Origin of the sequence: Streptomyces sp. NPDC013157 (assembly GCF_042899865.1) — a bacterium.
Lineage (GTDB): Bacteria > Actinomycetota > Actinomycetes > Streptomycetales > Streptomycetaceae > Streptomyces.
On record NZ_JBIBAK010000033.1, the window covers coordinates 14,312 to 36,642 of the forward strand.

Annotated in this window: 21 protein-coding genes and 5 pseudogenes; 11 read left to right on the forward strand and 15 right to left on the reverse strand. The window is 67.4% G+C overall.

Translation table 11 applies throughout. The features are described 5' to 3' along the window. Nucleotides 1–391: 391 nt before the first annotated feature. The 5 genes and pseudogenes from ACFY6U_RS51265 to ACFY6U_RS51285 all read right to left on the reverse strand — a co-directional run bounded on the left by ACFY6U_RS51265 (nt 392) and on the right by ACFY6U_RS51285 (nt 4,553). A complete protein-coding gene (locus ACFY6U_RS51265; RefSeq protein ID WP_390049937.1) occupies nt 392–2,002 on the reverse strand; it encodes an MFS transporter in 1,611 nt (536 codons plus the stop codon). 453 nt (nt 2,003–2,455) lie between these two features. Continuing rightward, entirely contained in the window at nt 2,456–2,935 is a 480-nt protein-coding gene (locus tag ACFY6U_RS51270; protein ID WP_390050007.1) for a carotenoid oxygenase family protein, read from the reverse strand. Further along, nucleotides 2,868–3,113 (reverse strand): annotated as a pseudogene (locus tag ACFY6U_RS51275) (carotenoid oxygenase family protein); the annotation flags it as partial. The gene ACFY6U_RS51270 and the pseudogene ACFY6U_RS51275, both read right to left, overlap by 68 nt. Nucleotides 3,114–3,488: 375 nt before the next feature. After that, entirely contained in the window at nt 3,489–4,127 is a 639-nt protein-coding gene (locus tag ACFY6U_RS51280; protein ID WP_390049939.1) for a TetR/AcrR family transcriptional regulator, read from the reverse strand. Between the two features lie 45 nt (nt 4,128–4,172). Next, nucleotides 4,173–4,553 carry a helix-turn-helix domain-containing protein gene (locus ACFY6U_RS51285; protein WP_390050009.1) on the reverse strand — a complete coding sequence of 127 codons (381 nt, stop codon included), beginning with the start codon at nt 4,551–4,553 and terminating at the stop codon, nt 4,173–4,175. A 385-nt stretch (nt 4,554–4,938) separates the two neighbouring features. Here ACFY6U_RS51285 and ACFY6U_RS51290 point away from each other — a divergent pair, with 385 nt between their 5' ends. From ACFY6U_RS51290 to ACFY6U_RS51300, 3 genes are all read left to right on the forward strand, one after another. Further along, nucleotides 4,939–6,501: a beta-N-acetylhexosaminidase gene (locus ACFY6U_RS51290; protein WP_390049940.1), complete on the forward strand. Its 1,563-nt coding sequence runs from the start codon at nt 4,939–4,941 to the stop codon at nt 6,499–6,501. Between the two features lie 357 nt (nt 6,502–6,858). Beyond that, nucleotides 6,859–7,017 (forward strand): hypothetical protein, encoded by a 159-nt coding sequence (locus ACFY6U_RS51295; protein WP_390049942.1) that lies wholly within the window; start codon nt 6,859–6,861, stop codon nt 7,015–7,017. Between the two features lie 368 nt (nt 7,018–7,385). Continuing rightward, a complete protein-coding gene (locus ACFY6U_RS51300) occupies nt 7,386–7,868 on the forward strand; it encodes a TetR/AcrR family transcriptional regulator (protein ID WP_390049944.1) in 483 nt (160 codons plus the stop codon). 10 nt (nt 7,869–7,878) lie between these two features. Here ACFY6U_RS51300 and ACFY6U_RS51305 read toward each other — a convergent pair whose 3' ends face one another. Beyond that, nucleotides 7,879–8,979, reverse strand: a complete 1,101-nt coding sequence (locus tag ACFY6U_RS51305; protein ID WP_390049946.1) for an FAD-dependent monooxygenase — start codon at nt 8,977–8,979, stop codon at nt 7,879–7,881. A gap of 50 nt (nt 8,980–9,029) precedes the next feature. Beyond that, a pseudogene (locus ACFY6U_RS51310) lies at nt 9,030–9,572 on the reverse strand (FAD-dependent monooxygenase); the annotation flags it as partial. Between ACFY6U_RS51310 and ACFY6U_RS51315 the strand changes: the two are divergent. The 3 genes and pseudogenes from ACFY6U_RS51315 (at nt 9,483) to ACFY6U_RS51325 (ending at nt 13,845) form a co-directional block, all read left to right on the forward strand. Continuing rightward, nucleotides 9,483–10,082 carry a TetR/AcrR family transcriptional regulator gene (locus tag ACFY6U_RS51315; protein ID WP_390049948.1) on the forward strand — a complete coding sequence of 200 codons (600 nt, stop codon included), beginning with the start codon at nt 9,483–9,485 and terminating at the stop codon, nt 10,080–10,082. The pseudogene ACFY6U_RS51310 and the gene ACFY6U_RS51315 sit on opposite strands and share 90 nt — an antisense overlap. A gap of 190 nt (nt 10,083–10,272) precedes the next feature. After that, the gene (locus ACFY6U_RS51320; RefSeq protein ID WP_390049950.1) at nt 10,273–12,501 is read left to right on the forward strand and encodes an MMPL family transporter; all 2,229 of its coding nucleotides are present in this window, start codon (nt 10,273–10,275) and stop codon (nt 12,499–12,501) included. Between the two features lie 676 nt (nt 12,502–13,177). Continuing rightward, nucleotides 13,178–13,845 (forward strand): annotated as a pseudogene (locus ACFY6U_RS51325) (alpha/beta fold hydrolase). A 21-nt stretch (nt 13,846–13,866) separates the two neighbouring features. Here ACFY6U_RS51325 and ACFY6U_RS51330 read toward each other — a convergent pair. From ACFY6U_RS51330 to ACFY6U_RS51355, 6 genes and pseudogenes are all read right to left on the reverse strand, one after another. Continuing rightward, nucleotides 13,867–13,989 carry a hypothetical protein gene (locus tag ACFY6U_RS51330; RefSeq protein WP_390049952.1) on the reverse strand — a complete coding sequence of 41 codons (123 nt, stop codon included), beginning with the start codon at nt 13,987–13,989 and terminating at the stop codon, nt 13,867–13,869. Nucleotides 13,990–14,257: 268 nt separating this feature from the next. Next, nucleotides 14,258–15,046, reverse strand: coding sequence for an IclR family transcriptional regulator (locus ACFY6U_RS51335; protein WP_390049954.1), 789 nt, complete (start codon nt 15,044–15,046; stop codon nt 14,258–14,260). A gap of 45 nt (nt 15,047–15,091) precedes the next feature. Further along, a complete protein-coding gene (locus tag ACFY6U_RS51340; RefSeq protein WP_390049956.1) occupies nt 15,092–15,721 on the reverse strand; it encodes a fumarylacetoacetate hydrolase family protein in 630 nt (209 codons plus the stop codon). Between the two features lie 3 nt (nt 15,722–15,724). After that, nucleotides 15,725–15,934, reverse strand: a complete 210-nt coding sequence (locus tag ACFY6U_RS51345) for a hypothetical protein (protein WP_390049957.1) — start codon at nt 15,932–15,934, stop codon at nt 15,725–15,727. Between the two features lie 199 nt (nt 15,935–16,133). Continuing rightward, nucleotides 16,134–16,592: a hypothetical protein gene (locus tag ACFY6U_RS51350; RefSeq protein ID WP_390049958.1), complete on the reverse strand. Its 459-nt coding sequence runs from the start codon at nt 16,590–16,592 to the stop codon at nt 16,134–16,136. A 107-nt stretch (nt 16,593–16,699) separates the two neighbouring features. After that, nucleotides 16,700–17,029 (reverse strand): annotated as a pseudogene (locus tag ACFY6U_RS51355) (FAD-dependent monooxygenase); the annotation flags it as partial. Between ACFY6U_RS51355 and ACFY6U_RS51360 the strand changes: the two are divergent. Beyond that, entirely contained in the window at nt 17,028–17,363 is a 336-nt protein-coding gene (locus tag ACFY6U_RS51360) for a hypothetical protein (RefSeq protein WP_390049959.1), read from the forward strand. The pseudogene ACFY6U_RS51355 and the gene ACFY6U_RS51360 sit on opposite strands and share 2 nt — an antisense overlap. On the opposite strand, the gene ACFY6U_RS51365 is transcribed toward ACFY6U_RS51360, so the two are convergent. Continuing rightward, nucleotides 17,251–17,862 (reverse strand): TetR/AcrR family transcriptional regulator, encoded by a 612-nt coding sequence (locus ACFY6U_RS51365; RefSeq protein WP_390049961.1) that lies wholly within the window; start codon nt 17,860–17,862, stop codon nt 17,251–17,253. The genes ACFY6U_RS51360 and ACFY6U_RS51365 overlap by 113 nt on opposite strands. A gap of 192 nt (nt 17,863–18,054) precedes the next feature. On the opposite strand from ACFY6U_RS51365, the gene ACFY6U_RS51370 reads away from it, so the two are divergent. Together ACFY6U_RS51370 and ACFY6U_RS51375 are read left to right on the forward strand one after the other, a co-directional pair. Further along, nucleotides 18,055–18,726 (forward strand): TetR/AcrR family transcriptional regulator C-terminal domain-containing protein, encoded by a 672-nt coding sequence (locus ACFY6U_RS51370; protein ID WP_390050011.1) that lies wholly within the window; start codon nt 18,055–18,057, stop codon nt 18,724–18,726. Nucleotides 18,727–19,811: 1,085 nt separating this feature from the next. After that, a complete protein-coding gene (locus ACFY6U_RS51375; RefSeq protein WP_390049963.1) occupies nt 19,812–20,801 on the forward strand; it encodes an alpha/beta hydrolase in 990 nt (329 codons plus the stop codon). Between the two features lie 31 nt (nt 20,802–20,832). On the opposite strand, the pseudogene ACFY6U_RS51380 reads toward ACFY6U_RS51375, so the two are convergent. After that, nucleotides 20,833–21,267: pseudogene (locus ACFY6U_RS51380) on the reverse strand (transposase family protein); the annotation flags it as partial. A 54-nt stretch (nt 21,268–21,321) separates the two neighbouring features. Between ACFY6U_RS51380 and ACFY6U_RS51385 the strand changes: the two are divergent. Together ACFY6U_RS51385 and ACFY6U_RS51390 are read left to right on the forward strand one after the other, a co-directional pair. Then, nucleotides 21,322–21,618, forward strand: coding sequence for a hypothetical protein (locus ACFY6U_RS51385; protein WP_390049964.1), 297 nt, complete (start codon nt 21,322–21,324; stop codon nt 21,616–21,618). 20 nt (nt 21,619–21,638) lie between these two features. Further along, the gene (locus ACFY6U_RS51390; protein ID WP_390050013.1) at nt 21,639–21,767 is read left to right on the forward strand and encodes a helix-turn-helix domain-containing protein; all 129 of its coding nucleotides are present in this window, start codon (nt 21,639–21,641) and stop codon (nt 21,765–21,767) included. Nucleotides 21,768–22,331: the final 564 nt, after the last annotated feature.

A 22,331-nucleotide genomic window follows, 5' to 3' on the forward strand; every position in this document is an offset into this window, starting at 1 on the left:
GCCTGGGCTCTTTGTGGCGTAGCACTATGTCGACGCACTGCTGGCCGGAGAGTCCACCGTCGTTGCCGCTGGTGATGGAGGCCGGCACCTCTCCGTGCGGGTCGGTGGCCACCACCAGGACGCCGGAGAGAGCTTCGCCGTCGCCGCCGCGCACAGTACTGGTCAGCACCCCCATGCTGGGTCGATCACGCGGTTGTGCGAGACCGGCGCGCCGCTGAGGGCCAGGGTGGAGACGTGTGGCTGGCGGCCGGGCGCCGAGCCGATGACGACCAAGCCGCCGCGCGCCGGTGTCCACGGTGCAGGAGCCGTCCTCGCGGGAGGTGGAGTGGGCCACCCGGCGGTCGGCCGTGTGCAGAAGGGTGATCGCCGCGTGTGGCACAGGCGCACCCGCTCAGTCCCGTATCCGTCCGCGGACGGCGGCTGCATCCGCCCAGCCCGAGTCTTCGGCTCCGGCGGACGAGAGGGTGGCCACGGGGTTGGTCTGTCCGACTGTATCCGCCTCGGGTGTGGCCGTGGCCTGGGAATCCTCTGTAGGCGCGCTTGCGCGCCTCTTGCGGCGGAACATCAGTACGGTGACGATCAAGGCGACGGCGAAAAAGCCGGCAGACCACCAGTAGACGACGGCGTAACTGTGCAGCGCCGCCTTCTCCTGGACCAGCGGGTCGGCGAGGTGGCCTTTCGCGTAGTCGGCGACAGCGCTTGCGGCCAGGGTGTTGAGCAGCGCGGTACTGATCGCGCCGCCCACCTGCTGCGTGGTGCTGACGGCCGCTGAGGCCACGCCCTGATCGTCCGCGCGCACGCCCAGGGTGGCGTAGCTCATCGCCGTGGGCGTCACCAGACCGAGCCCCGCGCCCAACAGCAGCATCGGCGGCAGCACGTGTGCCGCGTAGCCGCTGTGCAGTTCGAGGCGGGTCAGCCAGACCAAGCCGCTCGCGGCCGACAACGTACCGAACGGCACGACCATCTTAGGGCCGAGCCTGGGCACCAGCCAACGGGTTGCCGACTGCGACATCACCATCAGCGTGCCCACCAGAGGCAGGAAGGCCACGCCGCTCTTCACCGGCGAGTAGCCCAGCGTCGACTGCAAGTAGTACGTGAGGAAGAGGAAGACGCCGAACATCCCCGCATTCGAGATGAGAAGAGCCGCCAGGGAGGCGGCGCGGTCGCGGTCGGCCAGCAGGCGCAGCGGCAGGACAGGGTTCTTCGCCCGGGTCTGCCAGACGAAGAACGCCAGGAGCAGGGCGGCACCTGTGGTGAGGAACCCCCAGGTCATCCGGTCTCCCCAGCCGCGTGTCTCCGCGTTGGCGAAGCCGTAGACGATGCTGAACAGGCCGCCGGACACCAGGACCACTCCCGGAATGTCCAGCCGGGGCTGCTTGGCCGGGACGGACTGGCGGATCAAGAGAATCGCACCGATCAGCGCCGGAGCAGCGAGGACGTCGTTGACGTACAGCGTCCAGCGCCAGTTCAGGTACTCGGTGAGCATGCCTCCGAGGACAAGGCCTATGGCGGCGCCTGAGCCGGAGAGGGCACCGAAAACGCCGAACGCCTTGGCGCGTTCCTTGGGGTCGGTGAACGTCGTGGTGAGCACGGAGAGTGCCGACGGTGCCAGCAGTGCGGCGAACAGCCCCTGCACCGCGCGGGCGATGACCAGCATGGTCAAGCCGTTGGCCGCGCCGCCTACCGCCGAGGCGGCGGCGAAGCCGGCGACGCCGATGATGAAGGTCGTCCTGCGGCCGAAGAGGTCGGCGAGTCGGCCGCCCAGCAGTAGCAGACTACCGAAGGCCAGGGAGTACGCGGTGACGACCCACTGCCGCCCGTTGTTGTCGAACTCCAGCGCCTTCTGCGCGGATGGCAGCGCGATGTTCACGATCGTGGCATCGAGCACCACCATGAGCTGGGCGAGGCTGATCACGGCCAGTGCCCACCATCGGTGCTTGGATTGCGCGGGGTTCTGGCCGGACGGCCTGGTCTGGACTGTGCCGACCGAGGTGGATGACATGGCAGGACCTGCCCCTCAGGGGTTCGGGTATCGGTTGCGGGTCCGCACCGGCAGGACGGCGTTGTCCGAACAGCGCGTATGAGACGACACGTCGGTGTCGACTCGGTTGTGGCTCACACTCCCGCCGAGGTCTGACCCAGGCGTCGACAGGGTCCTCGTGGCGAGAACGGGGGCGCAGCCGCCAGCTGGGCCGCCCTGCGTCTCCTCCACGGCATGGCGACTGCGCGTGCAGGTCACAGCCGCAGCCCGGTGTCGTCTCCGGCAGGGATCAGTTCCGACGCGCTGCGGCGTCGAGATCAACGGCCGACGCCCAGTTCCCGGGGAAGCCCTGCGGCGTCCGGTGGTTGAGCTTGATTCGCGCGATCGGTCTGCCAGTGAAGTCCTGGGCGTGTTGGACGATCACTTCGCCGCGGTCGATGGCCGGGGTCGTACCGGTTGGACAGGGCCCAGCCGTCATCCTCGCTCGTGGCCCCCTCGCAGGGCACGAACACTGCTTCGCTGGGGCAGGTCAGACCGGGATGGTCTGTGTTTCGGTGCGGTCGGCCCGGAAGTCGTGCTTGGCAAGGACATAGGTGTACCAGGGGCCCCGGCCGGACGTGGCGTAGTAGCCGAATCGGTGAGCGCTCCCTTGAAGTCGTACCGTTCGCTTACGGTCTCCAGGGTGTGGGGGCGAAGCTCGTGCGGGACATCCGGCTCGGCGAAGACCAGCAGTCGGCCGTCGAACAGGACAACGTTGGTGTTGGCGCCATCCTTGCAGGGCGGGCGGCCTGATGGCATGGCCGGAGGGTTGGAGCCGCCGTTCATCAACGCTCCGAAGAGGGCCCGGCCTTCCGCCATCTCCGGCTTCAGCCCGGCTGCGGCCGGCCACGTGTCGCTTGCGAAAACTCGCGCGCCCGTCCCACAGGTAGACGCCGCACACCATGCCGTCACCATCCAACCAGTGATGGCGGTCTGGCTCGATCGGACGGCAATACGGGCCGGCGCTCGTCTGGAACAGAGCACCGCTCAGCTCGTTGGGCAGCCCACCCTCGATCTCCAGGTCGAACGCCACGCCCTCCTGGCCCCAGGGCGCGAACGGGCCGTTGAGGAACATGCTGTCGGTACCCCACATCTGACTGGCCTTCCTGCCGGGCGTCGATGGCTTGTGTGGTGAGCTCCGTGACCGCGGCGAACCTCTCGCTGAGTTCGGGCCCCAGCTTTTCGAGGGCCCTCGCGTCGGCGGGCAGGGCCTCCTGTTCGCCGGTTCCCGGGGCTTCGGCGGCAGCGACTGGCGCAACGGGTGACACCTGTGCGCTCATGCCCACTCGATGGCTTCACGGAAGTCCGCACACCTATATATTTGCATCAAATGCAAGTTGCATCAACTGCAAAACGAAAGCCGGTCAACTTTGGCGCGGACCGATGCCGATGTCAGTCCCGTACGACCTCAGGCCTGACGGCTGCCGGATGGACCGGTCACCTCGCGAGACGACCGGTCCCGGGCAGATCAGGGTTGCCGGACCCCTTCTTGCTGCATGCCGCCGACCAGGGTGAGTTCGCCGAGAAGCGCGAAGGCCTCCTCGACGTACACGCCTGCCGGACGCCGCTGCCCGTCGGCGATCCACTGGCGGGTGCCGGCGCGGAGGGCGATCATGGCGGCGCCGGCGATCAGCTCTGCCTGCATCCGTGCGGAGGGTCCGTCGTCCAGGCGGGCGGCGACGGCCTCTGCGAGCACCGCCTCGAACTGCATGAAGCGTCCGTGCTGCCGAGCGACAAGCGCGGGGGTGCGCTCCTGCAGTTGCAGCAGCCGCGGCAGCTCGGTGATCTCCTGGGTGGTGCGCTCCGCAGCGTCGGCGAACAACTTGCCGAGCTCGGTCCACAGGCCCTGGCCCGAGGGCGCGGCGCTGAGCGTGTGCAGATCCTGCTTCTCGATGCCAGGCGCGTCGATGAGCGCGGCATCCTCCTTCGTCTCGAAGTAGTTGAAGAAGGTGCGCGGGGATACCCCGGCGCGCGCCGTGATCTCGTTGATGTGGACCGAGTCCAGTCCTCGTTCCAAGGCGAGGTCGAGTGTGGCGGAACGCAGCGCCCGGCGTGTGGCCCGCTTCTTGCGCTCCCGCCCGTCGAGTATGTCCGGAGGTCTAGTCACGTCGCAATCGTCGCACGGCCGGGCCTTCGCCTGATCGTGCGACGATCAGGCACGCGCCGACAAGGCTGCAGATCGCGGCCTCAGGGAAGGCCGCGGCCGTGCTGCTGGGCGGCGCCCCTGCGGACCAGCCGCTTGCGAACGGACAGGACCTGTAGTCCTGTCAGCAGTCGGGGTCAGGGCGGTCGGCTTGGCGGCCCGGGACGGCCATCCGTCGGTGGCGGCCCGTTCGGCAGCGGTCGGTCCGGGAGGCGGGGAGCTCTCGGGTGCCGTACTGGACGCGAGGTGGCGCGCGGTATGGATCTCAAGGTGCATTTCGGTGATCGGCGGGGGCGGCAGCTCCTCGATGCGGCGCATCCGGTAGACGATCGTGTTGCGGTGCACGTGCTGCTCCTCGGCGCAGCGCACCGGACTCCGGCCGGTTTCCAGGTCCCGCTCCCGGTCGCCGGAGGCCGCGGTTCAGCCAGGACCACAGTCGGTCGCCATCTGCGGTGACCGCGAACAGGGTGGCGTCAGGCAGGCGGTCGGCCAACTGGTTGGTAACACGTTTTAGCCATGGGCCGGAGGCCCGTCCGAGCACCACAGCGCAAGGACAAGCAGCGCACCTTCAAACACTGCATCAATCCCCTGAAGCAATGGCGAGGTACACGACCCGCTACGAGACGACCGCAACCATCTATCGGCCCTGTCGCAGGCATCTTCCTCTGGTCCGCCCGCTGATCCGAACGAACCGCCTGGCATTTCCCCTCAGGATGCATGAAGGTGATCTGATTGGCCTATTGTCACGCAGATTTGAGCAGTAGGCTCACATGGCGTGATTCTTCCTAAGCCTCAGCGCCTCGGCCGTCACGAGCATGACGGTGCCTTCCGCCTGACCGGCACCACATCGATCCGCTTCGACGCCGCTTCGGCCCCCGCAGCCGACGCTCTCCGCCGTGCGCTGCGACCCGCGACCGGGTTTGCCCTGCCGGATGCCGATGGCGGGCAGGCCGCGATCACTCTGTCCGTCGCCCCGAGGGCCCTCGACGCCGAGGCGTACGAACTGACCGTCACGTCCGACCACATCACCATCACCGGCGGCGACCCGGCAGGTGTGTTTTACGGCGTCCAGTCGCTGCGGCAGCTCCTTCCGGCCGAGGTCTTCTCGGCGACGGCCGTCGAACGCGACTGGACGGTGCCGGCCGTCAGCGTCACCGACGGGCCCCAGCTCGGCTGGCGCGGCATGATGCTCGATGCCGCGCGGCACTTCATGCCAAAGGAGTTCATTCTCCGGCTGATCGACCTCCTTGCTCTCCACAAGCTCAACGTCCTCCACCTTCACCTCACGGAGGATCAGGGCTGGCGGCTCGCGATCGAGAAGTACCCACGCCTCACCGAAGTCGGCGCTTGGCGACCGGAGACGCTCGTCGGCCATGCCGACCGGCCGGAGGATGAGTACACCTTCGACGGCACGCCGCACGGCGGTTTCTACACCCAGGACGACATCCGCGAGATCGTGGCGTACGCAGCGGAACGTTTCATCACTGTCATCCCCGAGATCGACATGCCTGGCCACATGCTCGCCGCCATCACGGCCTATCCCGAACTGGGCAACGGCCTGAGACCGCCCCAGGTCTGGACCATATGGGGGATCAGTGAGCAGGTGCTGAACGTCGACGACCTTGCGCTCGACTTCTGCCGCGACGTTCTCACCGAGGTGATGAGCCTGTTCCCGAGTCGGCTCATCCACTGCGGCGGCGATGAATGCCCCAAGGAGGAGTGGCGGGCCAGCCCAGCCGCACAGGCGCGGATGCGATCGCTCGGCCTCACCGACGAGGACGCCCTGCAGGCGTGGTTCACCGGCCAGATGGCGACGTTCCTCTCGGACAACGGCCGACGCTTCATCGGTTGGGACGAGGTACTCGAAGGCGGCGGGCCGGCCAACCTCCCCAAGGACATCGTGGTCATGTCATGGCGCGGCGAGGAGGCCGGCATCGAGGCGGCACGCGGTGGACTCGACGTGGTGATGGCGCCGTGCGAGTACCTCTACTTCGACCGCTACCAGAGTGAGGATCACGACAGGGAGCCGCTCGCGATCAGTGGCTTCGTCCCGCTGTCCAAGGTGTACGACTACCGCCCCGTGCCCGCAGCGCTCGCCGACGAGCCCGAAGCGGCGCGGCATGTCCTGGGCGCGCAGTGCCAGCTGTGGACGGAGTACGTTCCGACGCCCAAGCACGCGGAGTACATGCTGTTCCCGCGTCTGTGCGCGTTCGCCGAGGCGGTGTGGCGGAACGACGGCAACGGCGTCGACGACTTCGCGGACTTCGTCACCGACCGGCTGCGTCCGCACCTGGAGCGTCTCAATGCCCTCGGCGTCAGCCATCGCGCCCTCGACTGAGAGCGTGACACCTCCACCGATCCCCGGGCGCTTCAACCGCGTTCCGGCACGAGATCCGGCGGTAGATCTGACCCTGTCGGTAAATGCGACAAGGCGCCTACCCGGTAGGGAGTGGATGGGAGGCTGGCGCTTTCCGGGATCCATCGGGGTGGTTCACTGCTTGAGGAGATGGTGCTGTCCCTGCTGCCCGACCTTGACCGCGATGTCCCTGATGCTCCGGTCCGCCCTCCGGCCGCCCGGATCGCATGACGACTCGACCGCTGATGAGGAGCTGCGAGCTCACGGGTATCGCTGAGTAGGTCCATGTCGGCAGGTCGGCCGGATGCGCGGAGTATGCCGAACGACCGGAGGAGCCTCATGGCCCGGCACTGGGCGGGTGCCGACATCGGCAAGGCCCGCCACCACACCGTCGAACTGGTCGCCGAGCGCGCTCACAACGACGTCGACCACGCCGCCAAACATCGCCAACGACTCCGACTACGGGCCGGGCGGTGCCGTCTGGACCGCCGGCCCTGACCCCGCCGTACCATTCGGCGGGGTCAGGGTCGGCGGCCTGGGCCGTGAGCTCGGCCCCGAAGGCCTTGCCGGGTACCTGCACTGCAGTCCGTCTATCTCTGATCCAGTGCCGACGAACGACGTATGGGGGGGCGCCCATTGGCGCCCCCCTGTGGCGGCACTTGTGCTCACTCCTTCGCCGCCGTGATGGACCCTTGTGGGGCAGACGCGGCATTGTCGGTGTCTACACCCGGGCGAGACCGCCTGGACGCTTGAAAGGGGCCGGGATGCCGCGGAACCGCCAACAGATCCCCCGCGAGGAACGGGAAGGCGATCTGCTGGCCGCGGCTACAGAGCTTTTTCTTGCCAAGGGCTAAGCGGGATCCACGATGGCCGACATCAGCACTGCTGCCGGCGTGGCCAGAGGCAACATCTACTGGTACTTCAACTCGAAGGACGACATCTTTGCCGCGGTCATGGACCGGATGCTCAGTCGCGAGATCCGGATCCTCGGGGAGGAACCGGCGCACGCCGATCCACTGAGCCGATTGGTGCGCGGGCTGTCCGACATGCGCCTGTACAGGCCGCCCCACCAGGCCATGCACGACCGGCTTCCACACTCCGACGCGGTTCGCACCACCCACAACACCTTCCTGGCCTGGATCGTCGGGATGGTCGATGAGGTCATGGCCGAGCACGGTCTCGACGGTGGTGCGGTTGCCGATGCCGCGCTGGTCCGCGACATCCCCGCCGCTGTATTCGAAGGTGCGAACGTGCCCAACGACCGGAACCGACCGGCGCACGAGATGATCCGTTTCCTGATGGAGTCCATTCTGGCCGGGCGCGGATCGCTCGAGAGGCGCGATCACTGAACGGGGCACTTCAGACCTGGTGCGTGTCGAGTCTCCCTGATGCCTGCGGCATCATGCGTGGACCAGTCGCGTGACGACTGCCCTCTGCCCCGCGCAGCCGGTCCGGCACCGCGTCCGGGTCGGCAGGAGCCTGCTCGCCCCGCCACCCGACGTGTCCATCGGGGCGGACCAGCACCAGCGGCCGCTCGTATGCTCTCGCCGCGGCTGAATCGGTAAGGCGCAGCACCATAAAGGGGACGCTACAGCGGTAAGCGGCCTCCACCAGCGCGGAGGGGTCCGCCGAGCCCGAGACCACCAGCACGAAACCGCGGCCGAAGTGGTCGAGTATGGAGGTGCCGTCGGGCAACCAGAAGTGTGGTGCCCGGCCACCCGGCCAGGTCGACGGGACATAGTCGTCCGGCTCATAGGGCGGCTCCGGGCTGCCGTCCGGCATGCAGACCGGGGAACCGCTGTAACGGTATCCGAGCTGAACGCCGATGCTGCGGAACTCCTTGCCTCTCGACCGGCGGATCAGGTCGCCCATGTCACTTCGGACCCGTTCGCCCTCTGCGCCTGCGCTGCAGAGCACGGCGTCGGCCACGAGACGGGAGTCGGCCTTCCAATTGCTCGACGCTTCCGTGACGTTGTGAACGGCGATCGGTCGCCGCTCCAGCTCGTAGCTGTCCAGTAGCGCCGGGCCGCCCCAGCCCTGGAGGGTTGCGGCGAGCTTCCAGCCGAGATCGACGGCGTCGCCGATTCCGGTGTTGGCGCCGAAGCCCCCCTTGGGCCACAGAAGGTGCGCGGAATCGCCCGCGAGGAACACCCGTCCTGACCGGTAGCTGCGAGCCACGACGCAGTGTCCGCTCCAAGGCTGCGCGGCGAGGATCTCCACGTCGATCGGCGCACCGACGGCTTCGTGCACCCAGGCGACCGCGTCCCCGGGCTCCGGCTCTTCCTCCAGGTAGACCGAGAGCCGCCACTCGTCCACCCCGTTGACCACAGTGATGTATGGCCTGCGCTCCGACGACAGGGTCTGTATCTGCGCCGCCGGGCCACCCAGTCGCTGCCGGAGCAGACCCAGTAGTTGCGGGGAACGAAAATGCACCGCGAAGTTCTGGCCCTGCGCGAACATGCCTCGAACCCGATGTCCAGTGCCCGCCGGACACCACTACGGCCCCCGTCACACGCCACGAGATACGCGTCGGCCAATGTCTCGGCAGCGCCGCTTCCCAGGTCACGCACCACAGCAGAGACTCCCTCGGAGTCCTGCTCGAACGTCTCGAGGCGGGTGGCGAACCGGATCTCGACGCTGGGCAGGTCTCGTGCCGTCCGTTCGAGCAACGGCAGGAACGAGAACTCGGAAAGGAACGCGGGGCCCTCCGGCGTCAGCGGACCGTACTCGCCGGGGGAGCGGTTCGTGACCCCGTATCGGCCTGGCGAGCCTGGGGCGGATATCCCAGCGAACCGACGCAGACTCGCGGCCTCCTTGGTTGCATCATGTGCAAGGTTGCATCGACTGCAATGTTGGGGGTACCGTCGCGGTGTACGAAACGGTTTCGTTTGGATCCGTGGTCTGGGCTCCCCGCTGTCGGGCTGTCCGGACCGGTTTCTCGTGAGAGGTGAGGGGAGTGTGGGATGACTGAGACCGCAACGGCGCGAAGCAGTCGACTCACGCCCGAGCGTGAGGCGGATCTGTACAGGGCCGTGCTCGACCGGCTCCGGCAAGTCGGTTACGAGGCCCTGACCATGGACGCCGTCGCCGCCCTCACCCGCTCCAGCAAGGCCACCCTCTACCGTCAGTGGGGCGGCAAGGCCGAACTGGTGGCGAAGGCGATGCGGTTCAGCAGGCCGGGCGGCATCGCCGACGTCGACACTGGCTCGTTGCGGGGTGATCTCCACGCGCTCGCCCAGCGCGAGGACGACTCCGCAATGGAACAGCACTCCGCGCTGATGCGGGGCCTGTTCATGGTGGTGCACACGAATCCCGAACTCCTCCGGGCGTTCCGGGAGTTCCTAGTCGATCCGGAGACGGCGGACTTCCGCCAGGTGGTGCAGCGTGCCATCGACCGCGGAGAGGTCCGTGCGGACAACCCGGCGATCGAGTACGTGCTGCACATGATGGTCGGTTCTTGCGTCACCCGGATGCTGCTCGACGAGTTGCCACCGACGCGGGAGTTCCTCCTTTCGTACATCGACGCCGTGGTCCTCCCCGCCCTCGGCGTGCCAACACGGTGAAAGACAGCACAGTCGCTGCCTGACCGGCAGCTGAGCACCACCTGACGCGACTGCTCACGTCGTCGGGCGGACCAGTTTCTTGTACGGAGCGCCGATCGACCCCGCCTCCCCGTGGGCCGATCTGTCCTGCCCTTGTACGGGCTGGTCCATCCTGCCTTGCTCATCCTCGACCTGATCGGGAGTACGTCCCGTGGCAACCTTCCTTTACAAACTGGGCCGATTCGCCTTCCGGCGACGGCATTTCATTGCCCTGTTCTGGGCGGCGTTGTTGGCCGCCATTTGTGTCGCTGCTGTCAATGCGCCCTCGGCGGGATCGTCGTCCTTCTCGATCCCGGGCACCGAGGCTCAGAAGGCCTACGACCTGCTGGAGCAGCGCTCGCCCGGATCGAGCGCGGACGGGGGAAGCGCGAACGTCGTTTTCGAGGCGCCTTCGGGTGAGAAGATGACGGATTCCGACAACAAGGCGGTTGTCGAGAAGACGGTCAAGGAGCTCGGCGGTGGTGCCGAGGTCAGTTCCGTCGCGGACCCGTTCACGCAGCACAACGCGGTGAGCAGGGACGGGAGGATCGCGTATGTACAGGTGAAGTACACGGCACCGGCCAAGGAGCTGAAGGACTCGACGAAGGACTTCATCAAGAAGACGGTGGAGGAGGCCCGGCGCTCCGGCCTGACCGTGGAGATCGGTGGCGACGTGCTCGACGAGTCGCCCGGGATGGGTGCCGGCGAGGTCATTGGTGTGGCTGTCGCTGCAGTGGTCCTGGTCGTCACCCTGGGCTCGCTCGTCGCGGCGGGGCTGCCGTTGCTGACCGCGCTCATCGGGGTGGGTATCGGCGTCGCGGGCATCACGACCGTCGCCAAGGCACTCGACCTCGGCTCCACCACTTCCATTCTGGCGATGATGATCGGGCTTGCCGTCGGTATCGATTACGCGCTGTTCATTCTCTCCCGCTATCGGGCCGAGCTGGCCGAGGGCCGTGAGCGTGAGGAGGCGGTCGGGCGGTCCACGGGGACGGCGGGTTCGGCGGTGATCTTCGCTGGGCTGACGGTGGTGATCGCGCTCGTCGGTCTGTCGGTCGTCGGCGTCCCGGTGTTGACGAAGATGGGTCTCGCGGCGGCGTGCACGGTTGCGATCGCGGTGCTGATCGCCCTCACGATGATTCCGGCGTTGATCGGTTACGCGGGCGGGAAGATCCGGCCGGCGGGCAAGAAGAGCAAGAAGCGGTCCGGTGACGGGAAGGCGGCCGTGCACGCCGAGGACAAGCCGAACACGGGGGCCCGCTGGGCGAGTTTCGTCGTCCGGCGTCCGGCCGGTGTCCTGGCGCTGGGCGTGGCTGCTCTGGCTGTGGTGGCTCTTCCAGCGACCCAGCTGCAACTCGGCCTGGGCGATGACAGTACGAAGCCGAAGTCCACGACGCAGCGGCAGGCCTACGACATGCTGTCGGAAGGTTTCGGTGCCGGTTTCAACGGTCCGCTGATGGTCGTCGTCGACACGAAGCACAGCGGTGATCCGCAGGCGGCTGCGACCACGGTGACTGGTGAGGTCAAGGGTCTGAAGGACGTCGCGATGGTCACTCCGGCGTCGTTCAACAAGGCCGGTGACACGGCGACGATCACGGTCATACCGGACTCCAAGCCGGGTTCGACGCGGACCGAGGACCTGGTGCACTCCATCCGTGGCAAGGCCGATGGCATCAAGGCCGACACGGACGCGCGGGTGCTGGTCACCGGCACGACTGCGATGAACATCGACTTCTCGCAGAAGTTGTCCGACGCGCTGGTCCCCTATCTGGCCCTGGTGATAGGCCTGGCCTTCCTGCTCCTGATGGTGGTTTTCCGTTCGGTCCTGGTTCCGCTGAAGGCTGCTCTGGGGTTCTTGCTGTCGGTGCTGGCTGCTCTGGGGGCCCTGGTTGCGGTCTTCCAGTGGGGCTGGCTGGGAGGTCTGGTCGGTGTCGAGGAGACGAGCCCGATCATGTCGTTGGTGCCGATCTTCACGATCGGTGTGGTCTTCGGTCTGGCGATGGACTACGAGGTGTTCCTCGTGACCCGGATGCGTGAGGCATTCGTCCATGGCGAGCGGCCCAAGCAGGCTGTGGTGACCGGTTTCACGCATAACGCGAGGGTGGTCACGGCCGCGGCCATCATCATGATGTCGGTCTTCGCCGGCTTCATCGCTTCCAGTGAGTCCATGATCAAGATGATGGGCTTCGGTCTGGCCGCCGCGGTCTTCTTCGACGCGTTCATCGTCCGGATGGCGATCGTCCCGGCGGTCCTGGCCCTGCTGGGCAAGAAGGCCTGGTGGCTCCCGAAGTGGCTGGACCGTGTCCTGCCCAACCTGGACGTCGAGGGCGCGGGTCTGCACACACAGGGCAACGACAGCGGCACGGATCCGGACGAGGAGCGGGCGCTGGCCCGCGTCTGACACGACGGCGTCGAAGCAGACCAGCCGGTGAGGGTTCCGTGGGAACGGCGTGCCCTCACCGGCTTCCTTCGTGCCGGAGCCGCGGCCGGCGGACCGGAGAGTGTGCGCCGCCGTAGGGAAGAGGCCGGCTCCGAATCAGCGACACCGAGCCGTGCGAGCATCAAGAGCAGAGCTCCCCGCCACCAGAAGCGCGGCGACCGACACGAGTCGTCGCAGCCAGGGTCGCGGTCGGTGGAGGAGGTGGCGAACCGCCGACATCCTGCTCATCGCCCCGGCGGAGGGGGCGCATGCTCCAGGTGAGCGAGCACTCGACGGCGTGACGGGGGCAGGATGAAGAAGCCGGGACATGCGGTTCGGCAGGAAGTAGTGCCAGGTGCGTAGACGTACTCCCAGCGGCTCCGGAGGAGTTCGAGCCGGATCCGATTGCCTTGACGTGCTCCTCCGACAAGACGATCACCGAGGTCGCACAGGATCTGGAATGAGTCCGGAGGGCTTGCGGGTGGTCGGAGCGTGACCGGATCGACCGGGGCGGGGGCGCGTTGGGCGAGCCGACGAGCGCGGGGATCCGAAGCGGCTGCGCGGGCAGAACACCAAGCAGGAGAAGACGGTCGGATCTTGAAAGAGTCGCGGCCTTCTTCGCGAAGGACAACGACCGGTGAGCGAGGTCTACCGGTTCATCGGTGCGGAGAAGACCGGGCTTCGCCCAGGGAAGTGCTGGGCTTCATGGCGACACCGTAGGGTCGCCGGGCGGCAGGGTGCCGCGGCCCGCGCCGTTCATACGCACGTCGACGACGTGGTCGTGCTCCTCGCCGAGGGGGACCTCAGCGACGTCGTGCTCGTCGGCCACAGTTACGCGGGCCTGGTGATCTCCTCCGCGGCCAACCGGAGCCCCGAACGCATTGCGCACCTGGTCTACCTCGACGCGATGGTCCCGGAGGACGGCGAGTCTGCGCTCGACGCCCAACCTGTCACGCGGCAGCTGATCGAGCTCGCCGAGAAGTCAGAGAGCGGCTGGCGCGTGCCGCCGATGCCCGAGCAGCCCGCGCCTTTCGGCGTGTTCGGCGTCACCGACCCGGCGGACGTCGCCTGGCTGCGCGGGATGCTCTCGGACCATCCGGTGCGCTGTCTGCAGCAGCCGGTGCGGTTGGACAACCCGGCCGTGAACGCGATCCCGCGTACGCACATCCACAATGTCGGCGCCGCGCCGGCGGGCGTCACCCGGCGTCCTGTCCTCCCGATCCAACCCAATGGCACTGCCGCGCGGTCTGGGAGCTGACGACCGGCCACGACTGCATGATCACCATGCCGAGGGAACTCAGCGAGCTGCTGCGCAAGCTCTCCTAGCCAGGGGCTGTCGTCTATGTGTCACGCCCATATCAGAAGCGGTGCGAGGGTGATGGTGGCCTGGTTGGACTCGGCGGTCTTGGCGTATGTCAACGGCCATCGAGATACCCCGTCGCCGCTGGTCGTCTCGATCGAGGCGAGCATGGTGCATGAGACGGTCGGTGCTGGCGCCGGCGAGGATCTTGGGCATGATCGTGTCGAAGCCTGACGGGTGGATGCTGCTGGGTCAGGAGTGGACGGCCGCCGCGGAGGCAGCCGCCGACCCGGTCATGCTGACCACGGTCCTGGTGTCCGACGCGAGTGACACACCGGCGTGCGTCAGGAATGGCGGGGAACCCGTCACGCCGGGCAGAGTCGGCGATCCCCCCGACTGCCGCGGTCACCCGCCTGCCGTTCACCTCAACCGTCGGTGTCAGCCCCCGACGGCGATCAGCCGCTCGCTGATCTTCTGCGCTGTCTCTTGAACCTTCCGGGCGAACTCCGCCTCGGCCTCGGGGAACACCCGGGAGGCCAGGGCCGCGACACTCACCGCTGCCACGACCTGTTGCCGCTCGTCACGGACGGGAGCGGCGATGCCCATCACGTCGGGGTCGAGCTCGCCCCGGGTGACCGAGTAGCCGGCGCGCCGGATGTGGTCCAGTCGCTTCATGAGGATGTCGACATCCGTAAGAGTGGCAGGCGTGAAACGGTGCAGGCTTGCGGATTCCAGAAGCCGCCTGGCTTCCTCCTGGGGAAGCCAGGCCAGCAGCACCAACGCCGACGCGCCGGCGTTGAGGGGGAGGGTGCTGCCCCGCTCGTAGGAGATGCGCACGGCACGCGTGCCGGTCTGGGCCATGTCGACGCACACGACGAGCTCTCCGGTTCGCCTGGTGAGCAGAACCGTCTCGTGCACGTCCTCGGCGAGCTCCGTCATCACCGGGAGAGCTACCTCGGACAGGCCGTAGCTGCGTCGTGCCAGTCGGGCGATCTCCATGACGCGCAGTCCGAGACGGAATCCTCCTCCGGGCGCTTCTTCGAGGAAGCGGCTGCTCACGAGGCTCTGTAGATACCGGTAGGCGGTCGAGCGCGCCACGCCCAGCCGCTCGGCGACCGCACTACCGGAAACGACGAGCTGTGTGTCCGTGAACATGAGAAGGATGTCCAGGGCCCGGTCGGCCGTGGAATTGCGCTCGCGATAGCTGGGGGACGCGGATCCTGACATGTGAGACACCTTAGCGCGTTGGGTGGCCGTAAGAGATGCCAGGAGTCACAACTGGTCCTTGACGATCGTATTGCGAATCTCACCAGCCCCTTCAATGGTCGTGACGAGTTCCTGCCCTGGGCGGAGGAAGACCTTCGGATCACGGCCGGCACCGACACCTCCTGGGGTACCCGTGGCGATCAGGTCGCCGGGCAGGAGTGTGATGATGGTGCTGACATAGGCGATGATCGACGCGACATCGAAGAGCAGGTCCACGGTGTTGGACTTCTGCATGGTGTGACCGTCCACGCTGCAACTGATCGTCAGGCCGGAGGCGCCGGGTGGCAGTTCGTCCGGTGTGACGAGCGAGGGTCCCACCGGAGTGGTGGCCTCGAAGGTCTTGCCGGACAGGAACTCGCGGGTGCGGTGCTGCCAGTCCCGGACGGTGACGTCGTTGACGACGGTGTACCCGGCGACGTGCGCCAGCGCTCGGTCCTTGGACACATGACGTGCGCGGCGCCCGATCACCACCCCCAGCTCCGCCTTCCAGTCCAGGTCATCGCTCACCGGCGGCATGTGGACGTCGTCGTACGCGCCGACGAGCGAGCCGTCGTACTTGGCGAACAGGGTCGGGTGGGCCGGGGTCGGACGGCCCATCTCCTTGATGTGCGTGGCGTAGTTGAGGCCCAGGCACACGATCTAGTTGGGGTGGGGGACGACGGGGGCGAGGGAAGCCGTCCCGACCGGGAAGCGATGACCCCCTTCAGCGGCTGCGCGCTCCGGCCAGTCGTCGCCGCTCGACAGCAGCTTCCCGACGTCGGAGTAGGGCAACAGAACGAGTTCGTCTCCTTCCTGGCGCGCGGCGGCCGTGCCGCGGCTGTCCTGTAGGCGGATGGTGCTGAGCCTCATCGGGGTCCCCCTTGAATCTTGGCAGCGTCGTGGGTGAGGGAGTGCGTGGTCCGGGCGGCCGACGGTCTGCCGTCCTGCAGGTTGCTCTCTGCCGGGCTTTCCGCGTCCGGAACGGAGACACCATGGCTTGAGCCGGGTGCGAACCGTTGGAGGCCTTGGGAAACCAGGTCGATCTGGCCGGGCTCGAACACAGCCGCAATCAGCCGGTCCGGGCGAACGAGCACGAAGCGCCCGGTGTGCCTCTCGAAGAGGGCCTGGAGCCGGCCGTCGGCGTCGGCGACACGACGCGCCCCGGATGGTCGCGGGCGGAGCGGTCGTCGAGGACCACGTCGACCCGCGTGCCTGCGGGGAGGTTGGCGCGTTCCGCGGCGTCCCAGTCGGCTTCGGCGACCCGTACGCCGAGCAGGCTCCAGCCGCGGCCGAGTACGTCGTCGAACGGGGTGCCCCGGTGCTGTGGGCCGTAGAGGACGCGCGGCTGCGGAAGCACCGTACTCACTGGCGACTTGGCCTTGGCGTCAAGAGACACGATCGCGCCCGACCGTACGCGGGTGTTCGGGCGGTAGCGCATCTCGGTGAGGTAGCGGCGCCCGGGCGACGTTCGCATGGCGGTGCGCACCAGCGGGTCCCGCAGCCGCGCCCGGCCACGGCTGGTGGTCATCACGATGCGGCCAAGCCGGACAGAAGGGTTGATCACAGCTTGGGCGTGCGGGCGACGCTCGACGTCGTACGTGTCGAGCAGCGCTTCTCCGGCTCGCCCGCTACGACTTCGGCGATCTTCCAGCAGAGGTTGGCCGCGTCCCGGACACCGGAGTTGAGGCCCTGGCCGGCGAAAGGCGGCATCATGTGTGCGGCGTCGCCCAGGAGGAAGCAGCGTCCGTCGCGCAACCGGTCGGCCGGCAGAGCATGGGATGCGTACGCCACAGCGCGCTCGACCTGGTCCGGAGTGATCGCTCGGTACGGGCGCAGCAGTTCGCGCACCAGCTCGAAGGGCGGGGGAACACCGGGTGTGCCCTCTCCGGGGCGCAGCAGGAACTCGTATCGGCATTGCCGTCCGATCGAGCCAGACCGCCACCACTGGTTGGATGGTGACGGCATGGTGCGCGGCGTCTACCTGCGGGACGGGCGCGCGAGTTTTCGCAAGCGACACGTGGCCGGCCGCAGCCGGGCTGAAGCTGGCCGAATCGCTGGGGCAGCGTGGAGGAGCCGGGCTGCTCTGTCTGCTCTGCAGGAGAGGGGTCGGTCATCGAGTCACTCCAGAGAGGTGAGGTCGCGGTGGCGGCCTAGGCGGCGCGACCCGACGAGGGGCCATGCCGGGGTCAGGGGCCGAGGAGGGCGTGGACCAGGGTCATCACGCGCTCCACGTGCGGCAGCGTGTTGTCGTCCTTGTCCTGCAGGCCCTCGGCCACCCAGCCCTCGATGCTGGTCCTGAGGACGGTCATCGCCAGAGCGGCGATCAGGCGCGGCGCGTCTTCCTCCGGCCGCTCTCCTGTGCGGGCTGCCACGACGCCGGCCAGGAACTGCTCGAACTCCGCGAAACTGGCCAGCACGGCGGCCAGCACGGACGGGTGCTCGCGGGTCAACAAGAAGGTGGCAGCGAACTCGTCTCGCTGCGGTGGACGCTCAGCCGCGCCCCGTAGGAGCAGCTCGGTCAGGTCTGCCAGGATCTTGCGGGGATGCGCGGGTCCGGCGGAGGTGAATGCCTCGACCTCCTCGTCCGCCAGTTGTGGCGGCGGGGGGAGGACGGCTGCCTCTTTGTTCGGGAAGTAGTTGAAGAAGGTCCGATGGGAGACGTCGGCTTCGGCCGTGATCATCTCGATGGTGATCTTGTCGTAACCATGTTCTCCGGCCAGTCGCAGTGCGGCGGCCCGGATCTCTTGCCGCGTCTCACGGCGCCTGCGCTCACGCAGGCCTCCTGTCTTCTGAGTCATATAAACATGATTGCACTCCGTGCAAGATTACTCAATGTGCAAGTTTTGCACAATATGCAACTTAAAGGGGTCTCCGCGTGAGCGCGGCAGAGCTCCCGATGCTGACGAGACGTTGTGTGAGGGACGACCTTGTCGTCATGGTCGGCACCTCGATTAGGTCATACTTTCCGTGTGACAGCGCAGCGCAGGGATATGCAGGCGGGTGGGGCCTCGCCTCGGCGCTCGCCGGGGCGACCGCCCGTCCCGTTGGAGCGGATCATCGCCGCGGCGGTGGAGATCGTGGACCAGGACGGGGCCGAGGCGCTGTCCATGCGGACCCTGGCTCAGCGTTTGGGATCTGGTACGGCGACCCTCTACCGGCACTTCGACAACCGTGCAGCGCTCGTTGCCCACGTCGTGGACCGCATGTTCGGCGCCGTCGAGCTCTCGGTGGACGAATTCGCCGCAATGGGCTGGCAGCAGGCCTGCCGGACGATTGCAAACGGGATGTTTGACACCCTGCGTCGGCACCGGAACGCGACCCCGCTGCTCGCGGAGCAGGATCCGATGGGCCCCAACGCCATGGCGCTGCGCGAACGCTGCATCGCGGTACTGCTCGACAATGGTTTTCCTCCGCGGACGGCGGCACGCGCCTACGCGACCCTGGCTCACTACGTCCTGGGCTTCGCAATCCAGCTCAAGGGGTATGACGGCACAGATCGCGACGACGCGCGGGTGGCTGCCGCCTTCCGTGAGGTGGACCCACATGTCTACCCTGCGACCGCAGCGGTCGCCGACTCCTTGCCGGTGCGGCTGGAGGACGAGTTCTCTTTCGGTCTCGACCTCGTCCTGCGCGGACTGGATCAGCTGCGAAACTGCGAGTGACGATTTGGCACGGCCGGTCGGGAGGGGCCTCTTGGCGGGACTGCCGCGGGTGGTCGGTGAGTGGCAGCGCGATTGGATCGCCGCTTTGACGAGCATGCCAGGGCGATGATCGGCATGCCCGAGGTGGGCGCGATTGTCGGCACCAGCACCAACCGAGGAGGGTACTGGCAAGTTCGTGCGGGGGGTCCGGAGTCATGGGTTGGTGATCGCAGGCCCCGTCTGGCGGCACAGCTCCCTGTCATGATTCATGGGTGGTTGCACGCGTCGTGGCTTGACCGACGGCGACGATGCGATCTGCTTACGTGCCGCAGCGAGTGCCGTGGGTTTCCCCAAGCGCCTGGGCCGGTTCTCCATCATCGGTCTCAGTCGGGCGCGAATGTCTGATCGGCCGGCCTCGGCCACTCGCACCAGTTCGAGGCAGATGCGGACGAGACCGGTGGCCGACGTGGTGTGAGCGCACCCTTGAACTCCGTGGCGGAGACCAGCCGGTGATCTCCCCGGCGAAGACCTGAAGCGCCGCGAAGGTTCGTCCGATGTCGCTGTGCGAGACACCTTTGTCCAAGGCGTGGGGAGCGAAACTTGACGCGTGGTGCCTTCTCGACTTCACTTGTCCTGCTAATCGAGAGTACAGTTCGATTATGCAGGACATTGTGGCGTGCTTGACAAGGAGGTCGTGCGCACATGAGAGACCTTGCAGGCAAGGTTGCCTTCACCGCCGGAGCTGGTAGTGGTATTGGTCCGGGGACGGCGTCGGCGCGGACATCAGGGACGACCGTCTGGCAGGGGCTGAAGAAGCCCTGGCGGTGTGAGGAGCTGAGTTCTGGCCCGTCAAACCGGATGCGGTCGACCACGAGGCCTGGTCCTGTGCGGCCGATGAGGCCGGGCGGGCCTTCTCCCGGTTCCACGTGTTGTGCGCCAACGCGGCCCCAGCTGTTCCTCGGTGAAAGGCCTGACGGGGAGGGGGTGTGCGACAGGCAGTGTCACGCCGAGCATTGTCTGCCCGAGACCAAGAGCTGGCCTGCGGTCCGCAGAATCGGCGTGAACGCTACGGAATCCTCGGCTCTCCTCAGCGGTTCGGGGTCGCGATGACGACGTTCGGGTTGGATCGGGCAAGCGGGCTTGATGGGACGTTGTTCCGGGCAGAAGCGATCACACCGGAAACTGCCGATTTCAACCTGCAGCTTCGCGAACGGCTGAAGGGCCTGCATGGTCCCGTGGCGGGCGGGCGTGGCGGCCTTCCAGTGCCTCCCACGCCGCCTTCGGAACGTGCGCGCACCATCCGGATAACGGGAAAGGGCGGCCACGAACTGGCTCTGCGAGTCATCGCTCCGGACCGCCCCAAGGGTGTCTATCTGCACTTCCACGGCGGCGGTTTCGTCGGAGGCAGCGCGGCGCAGTCGGATCAGGTGATGGAGCGGATAGCGCGGAACACCGACCTCGCCTGCATCGACGTGGACTACCGACTGGCCCCCACGCACCCTCACCCGGCGGCATGGGATGACGCCGAGGCCGCGGCGATATGGCTTATCGAGAACGCTCAGTCGGTATTCGGAACGAATGCGCTCGCGATCGGCGGCGAATCGGCAGGTGCGACCCTCGCGGCCGCCGTCCTGGTCCGGCTGCGCGCACGGCGTGGGTGCACCGGCTTCCAAGCGGCGAACCTGGTCTTCGGGAACTTCGATCTCTCGATGACTCCGAGCCAGACGCTGCTGGGCGTTGGCGCGGTACCGGTTTCAATCGATATCATCCGAGCGTGTACCGATGCGGTCGCGCCCCGCAGCGAACAACGCCAGGACCCGGATCTGTCCCCCCTGTTCGCGGATCTGCGGGATCTCCCGGCGGCGCTGTTCACGGTGGGCACCCTGGACCCGTTCCTGGACGACTCGTTGTTCATGCACGCCCGCTGGATCGCGGCCGGCAGCCCGGCCGGGCTGGCCATCTACCCCGGCGGCGTACATGGCTTCACCTCATTCCCTCTCTCGCTTGCGGATCAGGCGAACGATCGCATCGATGCCTTTCTCCGCCAGGTCGGGCAGGCAGCGACCGAGCCTTTGGCGGGACTGCGTTCCAAGTGATCAAGTTCTCCTGCCGACGAGTCTGAAACGGTCAACGACGAGCGTTATCGGCGCACACGGCGTTGGACAGCAGCCATGGACACGCGGCCAGGGCGAGCTTGTGCATGTGCGCGAAGGCCTGGCCCGCGTGGTGGAGGCCGTCGCCGTGCTGTCGGCAGTCATGGAGGATCTTGTAGTTCTTCAGACGACCGATCCCGTGCTCGACCCGCGCGCGGACACGGCGATGTTCCGCGCGGTCCGGTTCCTCGCCGGTCAGCAGAGGCCGGCCGGGTCGTTGGCGGTGCGGGACGACCAGGCCGGTGTTGATGTAGGCACCGTCGCCGAGCACGGTGAGGCCCCGGCACTGCTCTGGCAGGACGGAGCTGCGCCAGACATGGGCGTCTGCCTTGTTGCCCGGGGCCGGCCGGGCGGTCGCCACGACCAGGCGTGTGTCGGCGTCGATGATGACCTGCACGTTCGCCGAGAACCATCAGCTTGATTTATGCGCTGTTGAACTGTCCGCGGGATAGAGTCCGGCGCCATGTCGATCACGGGATGGCGGGTGCACTTCACTCGCCGGGAGCTGGCACGGCCACGCGAAGTGACGCCGTTCATCGGGAGTTCGGCCTCGCTGTTCGCCGGACTCGATGGATGGTTGGACGAACGGGGCGTGCCGGAGGGGCAGCCGTTCCTGCTCAGCCCGAAGGGCGAGTACGACGTCGAACTGAACCGATACTTCTCGGTGTGGCTGGCGTCATCGCCGTGGAACACGCAGGCTGCCCACGCTCGTGATCTGCGTACGTTCTTCGACTTCCTGTGGTTTGCGCGAGACGAGTGAGCATCACTCGCGAGACCGGCATGCACGTGGACACGGTCCGCTGCTGGCGCGGCCGGTTCGCCGCGCACGGGCTCGGCGGTCTGAGTGACCGCGAGCGGTCGGGTGCGATGAAGGTGGCCGAGTTGGTGCGTTCCGCTGGCCGACCCTGACCGAGGCCGCCACGCGCTGGCGCGGCTCCTTCGGCTAATTCGCGTCCCTGGTCGGCCCGGACGACCGACAAGAACGCATCCGCCGTGCCGCATCGAGTACCTCGACGGGGACCGCTGGGACTCGCCCGCTACGGTCCCGCCTCTGACTCATACACGCCTCAGTTGCTGCACACCGGCCAGGGGGAGGGCAGCCCCGACGACGCCTCGAGACCGCCGCCCTCGTCCACCTCGCCGACTACGAAGCGTGAGCAAACACGGGACGCTCTCGGAAGACGGGGCCGGCAAGGGCACAGAACCGGCCTGAGCGAAGGCCTTGCAGTTCGGAGGTGCTCTTGCCGTGTGCCGAGAAGACAAGCTGGACCGGGGAGCGGCGCAGCCGAGTCCTACGAGGAAGCTGCTGAGGTGAGCCGAACACGGGCATCCGCGGGCCGCGGTGTGCTTCGTCACTCGATCGGCCCACTCGATCGCCGCGCCTCAGGCGGTGCAGAGAACAGGGCGGCGTCGGGCTCGGCAGCGTCCGGCCAGTTGCCGTGAATCTCAGGGGGACACGATGGTTCAGCTTGA